The 16,651-nt window shown below is 34.7% G+C and carries 9 protein-coding genes; all 9 read left to right on the plus strand.

Annotated features, from left to right (window positions below):
- The first annotated feature begins 167 nt into the window (after window positions 1-167).
- The 9 genes from rimP to fabD all read left to right on the plus strand — a co-directional run bounded on the left by rimP (window position 168) and on the right by fabD (window position 16,642).
- Entirely contained in the window at window positions 168-635 is a 468-nt protein-coding gene (gene rimP, locus EG339_RS07275) for a ribosome assembly cofactor RimP (RefSeq protein ID WP_123869633.1), read from the plus strand.
- Window positions 636-652: 17 nt separating this feature from the next.
- Window positions 653-1,888, plus strand: coding sequence for a transcription termination factor NusA (nusA, locus tag EG339_RS07280; protein ID WP_002982960.1), 1,236 nt, complete (start codon window positions 653-655; stop codon window positions 1,886-1,888).
- Window positions 1,889-1,965: 77 nt separating this feature from the next.
- Window positions 1,966-4,914: a translation initiation factor IF-2 gene (infB, locus tag EG339_RS07285; RefSeq protein ID WP_123869634.1), complete on the plus strand. Its 2,949-nt coding sequence runs from the start codon at window positions 1,966-1,968 to the stop codon at window positions 4,912-4,914.
- Between the two features lie 531 nt (window positions 4,915-5,445).
- Complete coding sequence (locus tag EG339_RS07290; RefSeq protein ID WP_123869635.1) at window positions 5,446-8,385, plus strand: SusC/RagA family TonB-linked outer membrane protein; 2,940 nt, start codon at window positions 5,446-5,448, stop codon at window positions 8,383-8,385.
- 21 nt (window positions 8,386-8,406) lie between these two features.
- Complete coding sequence (locus tag EG339_RS07295; protein WP_123869636.1) at window positions 8,407-9,822, plus strand: RagB/SusD family nutrient uptake outer membrane protein; 1,416 nt, start codon at window positions 8,407-8,409, stop codon at window positions 9,820-9,822.
- 358 nt (window positions 9,823-10,180) lie between these two features.
- A complete protein-coding gene (locus EG339_RS07300) occupies window positions 10,181-12,118 on the plus strand; it encodes a putative porin (RefSeq protein WP_123869637.1) in 1,938 nt (645 codons plus the stop codon).
- Window positions 12,119-12,130: 12 nt separating this feature from the next.
- Window positions 12,131-13,717, plus strand: coding sequence for a bacillithiol biosynthesis cysteine-adding enzyme BshC (bshC, locus tag EG339_RS07305; RefSeq protein ID WP_123869638.1), 1,587 nt, complete (start codon window positions 12,131-12,133; stop codon window positions 13,715-13,717).
- 38 nt (window positions 13,718-13,755) lie between these two features.
- Window positions 13,756-15,696 (plus strand): LysM peptidoglycan-binding domain-containing protein, encoded by a 1,941-nt coding sequence (locus tag EG339_RS07310; protein WP_228459718.1) that lies wholly within the window; start codon window positions 13,756-13,758, stop codon window positions 15,694-15,696.
- Between the two features lie 70 nt (window positions 15,697-15,766).
- Complete coding sequence (fabD, locus tag EG339_RS07315) at window positions 15,767-16,642, plus strand: ACP S-malonyltransferase (protein WP_123869639.1); 876 nt, start codon at window positions 15,767-15,769, stop codon at window positions 16,640-16,642.
- Window positions 16,643-16,651: the final 9 nt, after the last annotated feature.

Genomic DNA, 16,651 nt, shown 5'->3' on the forward strand with positions numbered 1-16,651 from the left:
TCTGCTTCTTTAATTTAATGTAAATGAATTCTGTTCTATTTGCTTGATAATAAGATAATTTTGCATTTTTGGAAAAAAAGCGTATATTTGCAATGGATTTACGGAAAAAATGGGAAGGCTTCGCAAGAAAGCCTTTTTTCGTACTGTAAATCAAGATAAAAGAATGTATGGAGTTTAAAAAAAGAATTGAAGAATTATTAAATGAATTCCTTGAGACCAGAAAAGATCTTTTTCTTATTGAGCTTAAGATCTCTGCAGGGGATGATATTACAGTGATTTTAGATGGTGATAATGGAGTTTCTTTGCAGGACTGCCTTGATGCAAGCCGTGCTATAGAATTCAATATGGATCGGGAAGAACATGATTTCAGCCTTCAGGTGATGTCTGCAGGATTAAGCGAACCATTAGTAACACCAAGACAGTTCAATAAAAACATAGGAAGAGAGATTGAGGTGATGCTGGAGGATTCTTCTAAAATTGAAGGGGAATTGTCAAAAGTAGATGAAGAGAAGATCACTCTTATTTTACGTTACCGTAAACCGAAAGATATCGGTAAAGGGAAGGTGGATGTGGAAGAGGAAAAAGAAATTCCTTACACTGAGATCAAAAAGGCATTAGTAGTAATTAAATTTTAAAAAAGAAAAAAGAATAGATGGATAATATAGCGTTGATTGAATCCTTTGGTGATTTTAAAGACGAAAAAGGGATCAGTAAGATTGATCTTATGGCAATTATTGAAGATTCTCTGAAGACTCTTTTGAGAAAGAGATTCGATTCAGATGACCACTTTGATGTGATTGTAAACCCGGATAAAGGAGATTTTCAGATATTTTTAAATAAAACAATTGTAGAGGACGAAATGTCTGAAGACGATGATCTGGAAATTGAAATTTCTGAAGCAAAGAAGATTGATCCTACCTTCGAAGTAGGTGAAGACTTTACAATGGAAATTCCAGTTGCTCAGCTAGGAAGAAGAAATATTCTTACCTTAAAGCAGATCCTGGCTACAAAACTTCAGGAGCATAATAATGCGATGCTGTATGAGCAGTTTAGAGATAAAATTGGTGAAATCGTTGTAGGAGAAATCCACCACATCCGTCACAAACATGTAATCCTGTTAGATGACGAAGGAAACGAATTCATTTTACCAAAAGAAAACCAGATCCCATCCGATTTCTTTAAAAAGGGTGAGAATATCAGAGCTATTGTTGAGACAGTAGATTTTAAAGGTTCAAAACCGCAGATTATTATTTCCAGAACTGCACCTAAATTCCTTGAGAAATTATTAGAGCTGGAAATTCCTGAAATCCAGGATGGAACTATTATTTTGAAAAAAGTAGTGAGAATCCCGGGAGAAAAGGCGAAGATCGCAGTAGATGCTTATGATGACAGAATTGATCCTGTAGGAGCTTGTGTGGGTGTTAAAGGATCCAGAATTCATGGGGTAGTAAGAGAATTGAGAAATGAAAACATCGATGTTATTCAGTGGTCTAAAAACCCTGAGATCTTGGTGAAGAGAGCTTTAGGTAATGTTACTATCAACAAAATTGAAATCAACGAGGAGACTAATTATGCATTAGTGTATACTCCGGTTGAAGAGATTTCTAAAGTGATCGGAAAGCAAGGTCAGAATATCAGACTGGCTTCTTGGTTGACAGGATATGAGATTGATGTTTACAGAGAGTCCAGCGAGGATGACGATGTTGAATTGAAAGAATTCAATGACGATATTGAGCAGTGGATTTTGGATGAATTTAAGAAAGTAGGACTTACAACTGCAAAATCAGTATTGGATAAAGAAACTGAGAGTCTTTTAAATATGGTTGACCTTGAAGAGGAAACAATTGAAGAGGTTAAGCGTATTCTGAGAGAAGAATTTGAAGATTAAGATGTAAATAAATCTTAATAAAACAGTAAAAAGGAAATACTTTAATTTTAAAAATTAAAAAACAGTAAATAATATAGATGCCAAAAATTAGATTAAATAAAGCGGTTAAGGAATTCAACATTTCGATGTCCAGATTAGTAGAGTTTTTACAGTCAAAGGGTTTCGAGGTTGAAAGCAATCCTAACGCTCAATTGGAAGAATCGGCATATTCTGCATTGGAAGCTGAGTTTGCTAAAGATGGCGAACAAAGAAAGGCTTCCCATGAGGTGGTTATCACTAAAGTTCCGGAAGAAAAACTGGAAATTGAAGAGAAGAAAACCCCTGAAGTGATAAGAGCTAAAGCAAATAAACCAGAAACTAAGATTTTAGGTAAGATAGATTTGGAACCTGCTAAACCTGAAGTTGAAGAAACCCCTGCTGCTCCTGTAGCGACACCGGTGGAAGAAAAGAAAGAAGAAATTGTGAAAGAAGAGCCGGAAGTAAAAGCAGCTCCTGAAAAGCAGGAATTTAAAGTTTTGGATAAAATTGATTTGTCTCAGATAGAATCTAGAAATAGACCTGTGAAAAAAGACAAACCAAAAATGGAGGAGAAAAAAGAAGAAGAGAAACCGGTTGAACCTGTAAAAGAAACTCCAAAACCAGTGGTAGAAGAGAAAAAAATAGAAGCTCCAAAAGTGGAAGCCGAACCTGAGAATCAGGAACCTCAAAAAATTGAAACTGTTTATCAGAAACTGGACGGTCCTAAGATCGTAGGTGAAAAAATTGACTTAACTCAATTTGCACCAAAACCAGGTGCTGGTGCTAAAAAGAAAAGAAAGAGGATTGAAAAACCGGGTGGAGGTCAGAACAACCAAGGCCAAGGCGGAAACAATCAGAACTCTGGAAATAATCAGGGCGGCCAAGGCGGAAACCGTCAACACAATAATGGTGGTGGCCAAGGTGGAAACCGCCAGGGACAGGGTGGACAAGGTAACCGTCCACAGGGTCAAGGTGGCCAGGGAGGAAACCGTTTTGGAAATAACCAGGGAGGAAACCGTCCAGGTGGCCAAGGTGGCGGATTTAAGAAAGGGGGTCAAAACAACAGACCTGGTCAAAGAGTTATGCCAGTTGAATTAACTGACGAACAAGTTAAAAACCAGATCAAGGAAACCTTAGAAAAACTTACCAATAAAGGAGGAAAATCTAAATCTGCAAAACATAGAAAAGATAAGAGAACTTTCCGTAGAGAACAGGACGAACGTCAGCAGGAGCTTGAAGCGCAAGACAGAACGCTTAAGGTAACAGAATTTATTACAGTGGGAGAATTAGCGAGCTTAATGAACGTGTCTCCAACAGAAGTAATTTCTGCTTGTTTCTCACTTGGGGTAATGGTTACCATGAACCAAAGGCTGGAAGCTGATACCTTATTATTAGTAGCAGATGAATTCGGTTATAAAATTGAATTCTCTGATGCAGATCTTGAAGATACAGATGCAGAAGATGAAATCGATACTGAAGAAAGCTTAGTGTCAAGAGCACCGGTAGTTACTGTAATGGGGCACGTTGACCACGGTAAAACTTCATTGCTGGATTACATTAGAAAAACAAACGTAATTGCTGGTGAGTCAGGAGGTATTACCCAGCACATCGGAGCTTATAATGTGAAGCTGGAAAATGGTCAGAGAATTACGTTCTTAGATACACCAGGTCACGAAGCTTTTACAGCGATGAGAGCAAGAGGTGCTCAAATCACGGATATAGCAATTATCGTAATTGCTGCCGATGATGATGTAATGCCACAAACAAAAGAGGCGATTGCTCACGCTCAGGCTGCTGGAGTACCAATGATTATCGCAATCAACAAAGTAGATAAGCCAAATGCAAACCCTGATAATATCCGTCAGCAACTTTCCGGACTAAATCCACCGGTTTTGGTTGAAGAATGGGGAGGAAATGTTCAGGCTCAGGAAATTTCTGCTAAATTCGGTAATAATGTAGATGTGTTATTGGAGAAAGTTTTATTACAGGCAGAAATGCTTGAGTTGAAAGCTAACCCAGATCGTTCAGCAAACGGAGTTGTGATTGAAGCCTCTCTTGATAAAGGAAGAGGATATGTAGCAACAATGTTGGTGCAAACCGGAACTTTAAGAGTAGGTGACTATGTAGTAGCTGGTAAAAACCATGGTAAAGTAAAAGCTTTGCTTGATGAAAGAGGGAAAAATCTTGCGGAAGCAGGACCTTCAATTCCAGCAACAATCTTAGGTTTAGACGGTGCACCTACAGCAGGTGATAAATTCCGCGTTTATACTGACGAAAGTGAAGGTAAAGCTATTGCGAATAAGAGAGAGCAGCTTCAGAGAGAACTTTCTATCAGAACGAAAAAACATACAACACTTGAAGAATTGGGTAGACGTATTGCCTTAGGAGAATTCAAAGAATTGAATATTATCCTTAAAGGTGACGTGGATGGTTCAGTAGAAGCACTTTCTGATCAGTTACAAAGATTGTCAACAGAAGAGATCAGTGTGAAAATTCTTCATTCAGGTGTAGGACAGATCACAGAATCTGATATCAACTTAGCTGCAGCATCAGATGCAATCATCATTGGATTCAATGTGAGAGCTGGAGCTAACGCAAAAGAGCTTGCGGACCGTGAGGAGATTGAAATCAGAACTTATTCTGTAATCTATAAAGCGATCGACGAAGTAAAAGAAGCAATGGAAGGAATGCTTTCTCCTGAAATTCAGGAGCAGGTAATTGGTAACGTAGAGATCCGTGAAGTATTCAAGATTTCTAAAGTTGGTTCAATTGCAGGTTGTATGGTCCTTACCGGAAAAGTTACAAGACAGTCTAAGGTGCGTTTGTTAAGAGATGGTATTGTTAAATTTGACGGAGAGCTGGAAAGCTTGAAGCGTTTCAAAGATGACGTAAAAGAAGTAACAAAAGGTTACGAATGTGGATTGAACTTGAAAGGATACAATGATATTGAAATCGGAGATATTCTTGAAGTTTATGAAGAAGTAGCTGTTAAGAAAAAGCTGAAGTAATATTCAGATAAATATAAATAATAAGCCGTCTCATTGGGACGGCTTATTTTGTTTGTATGCATTTTTAAATCTTTTCTGTTGTAGATCTAAGGATGAAAATTAATATGATGATATGTTAAAATAATTCTTTTTTGGAAATAGATCTCCTTTTTATGTAAAGAGCTGTCAGATAGTGCTTTTGGATAAAAATGAGAAGCAGTTAGATGTTATATAAAAATTTGTGTTTTGCTAAAATAGGTTAATATTTTTTTGCTTTTGAATGTGTATTTAGCTGAAAACTAGCATCATTATAATTTAGATTAATTATAAATAATTTTTTTTGTATCGAATAATTAATTGTTAAACGCCTTTTTAAAACTGTTATTTTTTATTTTTAATAATTAATTTGAGTAAATATTATGGATCTTTCTGTTTTGAAGGGGGTGTTTTTGTTGTATTATGAATGGAATTGAGCTATTTATGTATCTAAAATTTGCTAGTGTTAATATTTATTAACATATTTGCCACTAAAATATATTAAAATTTGTTAATATGAATGTTAAACTACGTGTACTAAGTGCAGGGGCATTGTTCTTTTTGGGACAGGCTTCTTTTGCACAAAAAGCAAAAGATACAGCCACTACTAAAATCGATGAGGTTGTTGTTGTAGCTTTTGGTAAGCAAAAAAGAGAGGCTCTTGTAGGGTCTGTTTCCGTTGTTGATAAAAAAGTACTTGAAACTCAACAGCTGACATCTGTTACTTCAGCTATCCAAGGAAGTGTACCTGGGGTTCAGTTGATTAGTTCTGGCGGCCAGCCTGGAGAGAATCCACTGATTAAAATTAGAGGTACAGCATCTATCAACGCTTCTACTAACCCTTTAATTATTCTTGATGGAGTTCCATTTAATGGAAACATTAACTCTATTAGCCAAGATCAAGTAGAATCTATCAACGTGCTTAAAGATGCTTCTTCAACTTCATTATATGGTTCTAGAGGGGCAAACGGAGTTATTCTAATTAATACAAAAAAAGGTAGAAAGAATCAAGCTCCTCGTCTAGAGTTTTCAGCTCAAACAGGATTTTCTTCTCCTGCTGTAAACATGTATAAATTTGTTGATGCAGGAAATTATCTTGAATTGTATTGGGAAGCTTTAAGAAATTCTAGAATTAAAGTCGGTGATGCGCCTAATGTAGCTGCTACCTATGCTACAAATAACCTAATTCCAACTCTAGGATATAACCCTTATGGTACTGGGAATCCTGTTGGACTTGATGGAAAAATTGTACCTGGATCTCAATTGTTATGGAATACAGATTGGGAAAAAGAAATTTTGAACAGGTCATCTGTGAGAAATGATTACAAATTAACATTACAAGGAGGTAGTGAGAACACAACTTATTTCTTTTCTACAGATTATCTAGATCAAGAAGGCTCGGTTGTAAGTTCATATTTTAAAAGATTTACAACAAGACTTAACTTAGAGTCTCAAGTGATGAGTTGGTTGAAAGCAGGTGTTAATACATCTTTTGCTGTATCTTCACAAAATTATCCTACACAGTCAGGTAATTCATTTACATCAGCTATCCAATGGATTTATAACGTAGCTCCGATTTATCCTGTCTATAGAAGAGATCAGACCGGACATTTAATGCTTGATAGCAATGGTGCGCCTATATATGATTATGGAGCAAATGGAAATGGGCTGAATGAAAATAGGCCTGTTTTCAATAATGAAAATGTACCAGGTGTATTTTTCAATAATAAAATTAATAATAAGAGATATGATCTGAACCTATCAGGGTATCTTGAAGCTGAAATCTTTAAAGGATTAAAAAATAAATTATTGGTTGGATATCAAATGTATACATTTGATGGTTATCAATATAATAACAGTTTGTATGGAGCTGCTGCTAATGTAAGCGGTAGGGTAAGTACAAATAGAGATATTACACAGACAATTAACGTTTCGAATATCTTAAATTATCAGAAATCATTTGGAGATCATAATTTCAATGTAGATGGTATTTTTGAAGCTTATCAGCTTGACTATTCTCCAATTGGTACACAATCCACAGGATTTTTACCAAACGTATTTTATCATTCCGGCTCAACAAAACCAGAAAGTGTTTCAGGAAACTTATCCAAAGATAGAATTGTTTCTGTTTTAGGAAGATTTGCTTATAACTATCAAAATAAATATTTCTTAGAAGCATCATATAGAAAAGATGGTTCTTCAAGGTTCTCCGCAGATACAAGATGGGGTGATTATTATTCAATTGGAGGTTCTTGGGTTGTATCAAAAGAAAATTTCTTTAAGAATGATATTGTTAGTTATTTAAAATTCAGAGGTTCTTATGGTGAGTTAGGAAATAATGGTACGCTAAACGCCCAAAATGCCGCCAACTCTGAGGGTACGATTTCTTCTGAATACTTTCCTTATGTAAATGGATATAACACAGGATATTCTAACCTGGATCAGGCGGGAATATATATGGTAAATACTAGATATCCGAGACTAACATGGGAGACGACGTCTTCATTAAATATTGGAACTGATTTTGAACTGTTTAAAAGAGTAAATGTAACAATTGATTATTATAAAAAGCAATCAATTGATTTGTTATATCCTAAACCACTTTCACCATCAACAGGATTTTCATCTATTCTCCTTAACACTGGGAAAATTGAAAACTATGGTTGGGAATTTGGAATTAATTCAACAAACATTCGAAATGAAAACTTTACCTGGACCACTAATCTTAACTTTTCATTTGATAAAAATAAAATCAAAGAATTGGAAGGAGGAAATTTCGTAAGTGGAACAAAGAGATGGGAAGTGGGAAGAAGCTTATATGATTTTTGGATTCAGGACTATGCAGGTGTTGACCCTAATGATGGATATATGATGTGGTATAAAGATGTTAAGGATACTAATGGAAATATAACAGGAAAAACAACAACTAAAGTATACGGAGAGGCAACAAGATACTTCAGTGAAAAAAGTGCATTACCAGATATTCAAGGAGGTTTCTCAAACTATTTTAAATATAAATCATTTGATTTGAATTTCTTATTTAATTTTAGTTTTGGATCATATATCTTAGATACTCAATACGCTAATTTACTTGTTGCAGATAGCCCAGGAAGACAAATATCAGCAGATATTGATGGGAGGTGGAAAAACCCAGGTGATATTACTGATATTCCTGTTCTTACTTCTACACAAAATGATTTTAGTAGTACCTCAAGTAGATGGTTATTTAAAAATGATTATATAAGATTAAAGGCTCTTACGATAGGATATAATTTCCCTCGTAAACATGTGGAACAGTTAGGAATAAGTGATTTTAGATTATATGTTCAAGCAGATAATCTTTGGACATGGCAGTCTCATAAAGGGATTGATCCAGAACAGTCTTTTGCTGGTACTGTGAATAATAGATCATATAACCTTAGAACTATTTCTTTCGGATTTAAACTTGGGTTCTAATTTTTCTAAATTTAATTAACAATGAAAAAAATAATATTAATAATAGGTGTTGTAGCTTCTTCTTTGGGAATGACAGGTTGTTCAAATGACTTTTTGGATAATCCAACAGCTACAGATCTGGTTAGTGAGCAGGTGGCATTTGGTTCTAAGGAAGGTATTACCGCTGTTATGGCAGGTATTATCAGACAGTCAAGAGGTCAATATACAAGTGTAGATACGGCAAACTTAGGATCAATTTTCTTTACAAGAAGTTTAAAAGGTAATGATCTTATTCAATCTAATAATTGGTTTGGAAGTGATTATGAGCAGACTAACAGAGAACCAACTTATAGACGAACTTTATTTAGCTGGCAGTTTCCTTATGAATTAGCAAGTAGATTTACTCTATTTATTGAAGGAGTAAAGAATAGTAAAGCTGATATGACAGAGGATGAAAGGAATGCATTCTTAGCACAAGGTTATGCCTATAGAGCATTTCTGTATTTTCAACTAAGTTTAGAATTTCAACAAACTTATACGTTTGATCCTAACTTACCTGCACCTCCAATATATAGAGAAGGTGGTTCTCTAGAAGGTAGACCAATGTCTACAATGAAAGAGATGTATGAGTTCATTTTATCTGATTTAGATAAAGCTGTAGCTTTAGGTTCTTATGATAGAATAGATAAATCTTACATGAATAAAGAAGTAGCTTATGCTCTTCAAGCACAAGTATATCAGGTGATGGGTAATTGGGTAAAGGCTGAGCAAGCTGCTCATAATGCCTATGGAGGTAATCCGGCAGCTGTTCTTAATGCTTCTCAGTATGGAAATGGATTCAATGAAATGAATAATACTGATTGGCTTTTTGCATCCCCACAAAGTGATGATCAGTCTGCATATTATTATACTGCTATTTTCCCTTTCACAGACTTTACAACAACTGGTTATAGAACAACCTATGTAAATAGTAATTTTGTTAACTTATTCTCTAATACAGACGTTAGAAAATTGTTTACAAAAATGCCTCAAAATGACTGGAGATCATATACTACAACTAAATTTAAATTTAATTTTGGTTCTGATGTGCCAATCATTAGATATCCTGAAATGATTTTAATCGAAGCAGAAGCTTTATATAATCAAGGAAAAACTACGGCTGCGCATGATTTATTATTTACATTGCAAAAGAACCGTGATGCAGCAGCTGTAAAATCAACTAATACGGGATCTGCTTTACTAGAAGAAATTCTTATTGAGAGAAGAAAAGAAATGTATGGAGAGAATGGTGTTGAATGGTTTGATGCTAAGCGATTAAGAAGAGGAATTACAAGATCTTCAAATCATAGAATTGTTGTAAATCTTGCACCGGACGATAAAAGATTTGTATTGAAAGTGCCTCAAGCAGAAATTGATGCTAATCCAAATATTGACGAATCTGTAAATAATGGTAAATAAAGAGAATAGTTATTGTAAATACTACTAAAAAAATAACTGTTTTTTATTGCTTAAATAATTTAAATCAGAATAGGAAAGTTCCTATTCTGATTTTTTTATAAGAATTTGAATTTTTGTTACTATTCCTTAATTAAGATAAATGTTCTACAATTTTAATATGATTTGAATATTAAAATTTCAATTTTAAAGCTTCATAAAAAATATAGTATTCAGCCTATAGTTTTTTCTAATAATTAAAAGAAGTAGATCATATACAGTTTTAATTGTTTTTTAGAACAAAATATTATTATCCTTGCTATTTAAGGACCATCTCTTTTATTTACTATTATTTCTTATTTTTGCTGAACAATAATGAATAATGAAGTATATCCTTTTCATAATCACTTTCTTTGGCTTCGCTGCCAGTGCACAGGTTGTTAAAACAGAAGATGCCAAAACATCTAAGAAACCGGAAGATACTCTGGTCATAGACTCCGGCAAGAAAGATTCCCTGAAAATTTTTAAACCTACCATCAATGATTATCAATATCAAACCCAGTTTTCAGAAAAGAAAGTTTTTGATACGGTAATGACTTTTGATAAAACTTATATTTTTTCACAATATAACAACAATGATAATTTCGGGAGAGTGCAGCCTGCCAATATAGGAGCAGGGTTTAACCCTCTTGTATTTGAAATGAATACAGAGCAGAATTTATCCTTATTACCTTCTAATAAATCTTATATGATTCTGGGAGCAAATGATGTGAAATATTATGATGTAAAAACACCTACTGCAACCTTTATCTATCATAATGCAATGAGAAATGGTGCCGCATTAAGGTCTACCTATACTCAAAATATAGGTAAAAGATTCAATTTTGCGATTGAATATATGGGACTTCGTTCACAAGGGCTTTACAGAAATTCACTGGCGGCGAATAACAATACCATATTTTCAGGGCATTATGTTTCTAAAAACGGAAACTATGAATTATTTGCACATTACCTTCATCAGAATGTTAACAATCAGGAAAGTGGCGGGATTACCGAAGACAACCTGTTTCAAAGTGGCGACAGCAATTATAAGAACAGACAGAATGCTCAGGTTAATCTGGCATCAACAAGTTCACAATTTGCTTACAGAAGGTATTATCTGAGCCACCAGTTTACTCCTTTCAATGCTGAAAAATTTCCATTCCGTATCAGGCATACCATTTTTCATCAGGGAAATAAATATTATTATAATCAAGGTGCCCTGGAACAATACTGGTATAAAACTACTGCAGATTTAGTAAATGGATTTCCTTTGACAACAAAAAAATACTCCAGCAATCTGAGTAATACTTTAAGCTTGGTTTTTGATAATGAGAAATTCAAGTTAGATGCCGGTGTCCGTTATCAGATGATTAAATTTGGAATTAATGATATTGTGGCAGTCAATGGTGTTCCTTTTCCTAATGAACTTAAAGAAAACAGAATTGGAGCTGTGGGAAATCTTCAGGTGAAACTTTGGGATAAAATTCAATTAAACTCGTTCCTTGAGTTTTCAAACGGAAGCCAGTTTAAGAGCTATTTAAAAACTACCAATAATTTGAAGTTTGAACCAATAAAAGATTATTTTGTAAATGCAAAGGTGAATTTCCAGAGTGCTTATCCTTCTTTTAATTACTTACTCAACACCTCTATTTATAATAACTTCAATTATTATCTTGAAAATGCGAAGAACCAATCTGTGATGGAACTTGGAGGAAGTATCAACCTGAAATGGTTTAAAACAGAACTTTTCGCCAATTACTTCAGAATTGATAATTATACCTATTTTGACAGTAATGCAGCGCCTAAGCAAAGTGAAAACTCTTTGAATATTTCTCAGATCGGAGGCGATGCTACTTTCAGCTATGGAAAATTCCATTTGAATACAAGACTACATTTTCAGAATGCCCTAACAAACAAAAATCTGCTGCCAATGCCTAGTTTTATTGGAAGAGCCAACTTCTTTTATCAGACCCAGGCTTTTAAAAAGGCCGCAGAAATACAAGCGGGACTTAAAGTATATTATTTCTCTAAATTTAATTCAAGAGAATATTTCCCGGTTCTTAATGAATATATTCTTCCAGGCGCTAATTCATTCTCAATTGGAGGACAGCCTATTGCTGACGTATACATTAATATGAAAGTGAAAAAAATGTTCTTTTTCATAGAAGGGCAGCAGATAGGAACCGTGATTTCTAATAACAAAGCTTATGCATTTCCACACTATCCGGTTTATGATTTCAGATTGAATATCGGAATTGTGTGGTATTTGTTCAACTAAAAATTATACAGGTTGAAAACAATTAATAAAATATCATTTAATGATATAGAAAGTATACCTCAATTAGTAAAAGACTTTTTGAATCAGAATATTGAGGGTTTTGAAGATAAAATATTTTCTGTGGAGCATTTTAGACAGCAGATCCATCTGAAAAAGGATTCCTTTTCTGCAGAGCAGAGGGATATATTATCTGATGTGTTTACAAAACAGTTGTCTGGCCTTACACTTTCCTCAAAGCAGCAAGAGAATATTGAAAATCTAAGACTGGCAAATACCTTCACAATTACAACAGGACATCAGTTAAACTTATTTTCAGGGCCTGTTTTCTTTGTTTATAAAATTTTACAGACCATAAAAACCTGTACCTATCTTAAAGAATATTTTCCGGATTTTAATTTTGTTCCTGTATACTGGATGGCTTCCGAAGATCACGATTTTGCAGAGATCAATCACTTTAAAACGGAGAATAACTATTATGAAATTAATGAAAAGTCCGGAGGTCCTGTAGGTAGAATTAAGATTAATGATACTTATTTTATTTCTGAATTTGAAGAAGAATTCAAAGATTCTGTTTTCGGAACCGAATTGATCTTAATGTTGAAAGAAGCCTATAAAATTGGAAATACTTTAACACAGGCTATTCAGATTTTGGTGAACCGTCTTTTTTCAGAATTCGGATTATTGATGCTGGACGGAGATTCAAAAGAGCTGAAAGAGCAGATTAAAAATGTTTTTAAAGATGAACTGCTTCATTTCAGTTTACAAAAAACGTCAAAGAATAAAGTAGATTTCCTGACTGAAAAATATGGGAAAGTTCAGGTGAACCCTAGGGAGATTAATCTTTTTTATCTTTCCGAAACCAGAGACAGAATTGATTTTAACGGGCAAAAATATACTGTTGTAGATACAAATATCCGGTTTACAGAAGAGGAAATTATTGCTGAACTCAATCATCATCCGGAAAAATTTAGTCCCAATGCTTTGATGCGTCCCGTTTATCAGGAAAAAGTGCTTCCAAACCTTGCCTATATAGGAGGAAATGCTGAAATAATGTATTGGCTGGAACTTAAAGATTATTTCTCAAAATTAAATATTCCGTTCCCTATCCTGATACCAAGGAACTCCATGCTTTTCCTGAAAGAGAAAACCTTGGGGAAAATTGAAAAATTGGATCTTAAAATAGAAGATTTTTTCCAGAATTTTACAGGGATTACCAATCGTAAGATTTTAAAGGATAATCCTATTTTAAAATTACTCGATACAAAAGAAGAAATTTTGGTTAACAACTTTGCAGAATTAAAAGTATCTGCAGAAACTACCGAAAAATCCTTTGGAAATATGGTGAAAGCAGAAGAAGTAAGACAACTGAAATCATTTAAAAGAATGAAAAAACGTCTTCTTCATGCAGAAAAAATAAAGCAGAACGAATTATTGGAAAGGCTTGAAAATCTGTTTTTAGATGTACATCCTTCCAAAACGTGGCAGGAAAGAGTTTTCAACTTTAGCGTATTCTTTTCGGATGAAGGCTATCCATGGCTTGAAAATTGTTTGGAAGAGATGGTGGTTCAAGATTCCAAATTAATAATTGTTGCCATTTAATTTTAAAGAAGTATTTTTGTAAATTATAATTATCGAATATGATAAAGAGGTTTTTTATTCTATCCAGTTTATGTATGGTTTTGGGAGTTTCAGCCCAGAAATCGCATACCGTTGTACAAGGTGATAACCCCTACAACATTGCAAAGAAGTATGGAATGACTGTAGATGAATTGCTGAAACTAAACCCTAAGCATAAAGATGGCAAGCTGGCTATCGGTGATGTTTTAACCATAAAAACAGAAAAAACAGTAACTGCTCCGGCTGCTCCTAAAACAGCTGTACCTGAAAAAGTAGGTACCATTGCGGGAACTCCGGTGGGTAAAATTATTTTGCAGCCTAAGCAGACTATCTATGGTATTACAAAACAATACAGAATCTCTGAAACAGACCTGAGAAAGCTGAATCCTGAACTGGATTCTCACATGAAGATTGGGGATGAGATCACATTACCTCTTACCAGTATCAAAAAATATGGCGGAGATCAGCCTACAGTAACTGCTACTTCTGTTAAAACTGTAGAAACTCCTGTTGAAAAACCAGTAACATCTACACCCGCTCTAGAAGGCGAGTCTTATGTGATTCAGCCTAAAGATAATTATTATAGAATTACAAAACAGTTTGGAATCAGTCAACAGGATCTTTATACCTTAAATCCAGGATTGGAAGAAAAAGGGTTAAAACCTGGTGAAACCATTAAAATAAAAAAGGTTAATACAGATCCCGTAGCTGAAACTACCAGCTCAAAAGCTAAAGTGGATTCGGAGAATGAGAATTCTTCAACAGTTTCCAATAATATTGCAGTTGGTGATGACTATGTTACCTATACTGTTCAGCAGGGAGATACAGTATTCTCTATTGTAAATAAGTTTGGAGTAAGTATTGATGAATTAATCGCCCTTAACCCTGAGCTTTCAAAAGGATTAAAATCCGGAATGGTTTTGAAAATCAAAAAACAGGACCCTGCTTATGTTAAGAAAAACGGTGATGCCTTAAGTGTAGTATTGATGCTTCCTTTCGGATACAGTACCAATGAAACCCAATACAGAGGAATGGCTCTTGATTTCTTAACAGGTGCTAAGCTTGCCATTGAAAGAAATGCAAGAGGAGGGCAGAAGCTGGATGTGAAAATTGTGGATTCAGGGAATGAAGCTTCTTTCAAAAACTCTCTTACACAGATCAATCCTGAAAATACAGATCTTATCATTGGACCATTCTTTAAGTCTAATGTAATTGATGTATTGGATTTTACAAAAAATCAAAAAATTCCTGTAGTAGCACCATTTGCCAACACACCGGAATTATATAATTATAGCAATTTGATTATTGTTGAAACAAATAATCAAACCTATGCAGATAAACTTGTAGAAGAAGTTAAAGCAGTATATTCAGATCAAAAAATATATGTAGTAGCAGATGCCAAAAAAGAAAATGCGAACTACATTAAAGCAGGGCTTGAAAAAGCAGTGAAAAATCCTAATATTGTTATTGTCAATTCTCCTGCTGATATTCAGCTGGATCAAAATATGATGACAGGGCAATCTGCTCCGGTTATTGCTGTTTTAGCTAATGACGATATGGGAGAAGCCTTTGCTAATAAAGTAATTGCTCTTTCTAAAGAAGTGCAGGGAGTAAAAGCTTTCAGTATGTTCTATTCTCCGGCCTTTGAAAAGAAAGTAGATGATTTGAGCCAGGCAAGTCTGGTATATCTTATGGACAGAAAGATCAATACAGATGGCGGTTTTGAAAAAGAAATTCTGGCAGCTTATAAAAGTAAATACTGTAAGACTCCACCCAAATATGCTATCGTAGGTTTTGATGTTGTTAATGATATGCTGACAAGAGAAAACAGAAAAGGAGAAATCTTCAAACAGATGAATAAAGTGCAGACTCAGCTTGCGACCAAATTCGAGTTTGTAAAATCTAAGGCAAACGGTGCTTATGTAAATACAGGGTACAGAGTAATCAGGTTGGTACCTTAGATGATTTATCTTGGTTTAAAAGGATATTGTTAACATTATAGTTATATTTGCATAATATTTAATTCAATACATGAAAGCACTTGTATTTCCAGGGCAGGGTTCTCAGTTCGTAGGAATGGGAAAAGAATTGTATGATTCTCGAAAAGATATTAAAGATCTGATGGAATCTGCCAATGAAATTTTAGGTTTCGACATTCTTTCCATTATGTTTAACGGAACAGATGCAGATCTTAAGAAAACAGAGGTTACCCAGCCTTCAATTTTTATACATTCAGTAGCAGCTTTAAAAGCTGTAAATGGTCTTGGAGCTGAAATGGTGGCAGGACATTCTTTAGGAGAATTCTCAGCATTGGTTGCTAATGGGGTTCTATCTTTTGATGATGGTTTGAAATTAGTTTCTGAAAGAGCTAAAGCGATGCAGGAAGCTTGTGATGCCAATCCAAGTTCAATGGCAGCTATTTTAGGTCTTGAAGATGCCAAAGTTGAAGAAATCTGTGCACAGATCAGTGGAATCGTGGTTCCGGCAAACTACAATTGTCCGGGGCAATTGGTGATTTCAGGAGAAACACCTGCAGTAGAAGAAGCTTGTGTGAAGCTAAAAGAAGCAGGAGCAAAAAGAGCTTTACTATTACCGGTAAACGGGGCTTTCCATTCACCATTGATGCAGCCGGCTCAGGAAAGACTGGCAGCTGCTATCGAAAATACAAAATTCAGAAAAGCTACTATTCCTGTATATCAGAATATCACCACTACAGCTGTTACTAATCCTGATGAGATCAAACAAAATCTTATCGATCAGCTTACAGGCCCTGTAAAATGGACTCAGTCTGTACAGAACATGATTAAAGACGGTGCCTCTAACTTTGTGGAGGTTGGACCAGGAAAAACCCTTCAGGGATTAATCAAAAAAATTGATGCATCTGTAGAATCTACTTCTGCTATCTAATAAAAAAAA

It is taken from the genome of Chryseobacterium bernardetii (genome assembly GCF_003815975.1).
Lineage (GTDB): Bacteria > Bacteroidota > Bacteroidia > Flavobacteriales > Weeksellaceae > Chryseobacterium > Chryseobacterium bernardetii.

Bases quoted from the DNA above. Each gene is read 5' to 3' on its own strand.
- rimP (WP_123869633.1), top strand. From the start codon at position 168: ATGGAGTTTAAAAAAAGAATTGAAGAATTATTAAATGAATTCCTTGAG.
- nusA (WP_002982960.1), top strand. From the start codon at position 653: ATGGATAATATAGCGTTGATTGAATCCTTTGGTGATTTTAAAGACGAA.
- infB (WP_123869634.1), top strand. From the start codon at position 1,966: ATGCCAAAAATTAGATTAAATAAAGCGGTTAAGGAATTCAACATTTCG.
- EG339_RS07290 (WP_123869635.1), top strand. From the start codon at position 5,446: ATGAATGTTAAACTACGTGTACTAAGTGCAGGGGCATTGTTCTTTTTG.
- EG339_RS07295 (WP_123869636.1), top strand. From the start codon at position 8,407: ATGAAAAAAATAATATTAATAATAGGTGTTGTAGCTTCTTCTTTGGGA.
- EG339_RS07300 (WP_123869637.1), top strand. From the start codon at position 10,181: ATGAAGTATATCCTTTTCATAATCACTTTCTTTGGCTTCGCTGCCAGT.
- EG339_RS07310 (WP_228459718.1), top strand. From the start codon at position 13,756: ATGATAAAGAGGTTTTTTATTCTATCCAGTTTATGTATGGTTTTGGGA.
- fabD (WP_123869639.1), top strand. From the start codon at position 15,767: ATGAAAGCACTTGTATTTCCAGGGCAGGGTTCTCAGTTCGTAGGAATG.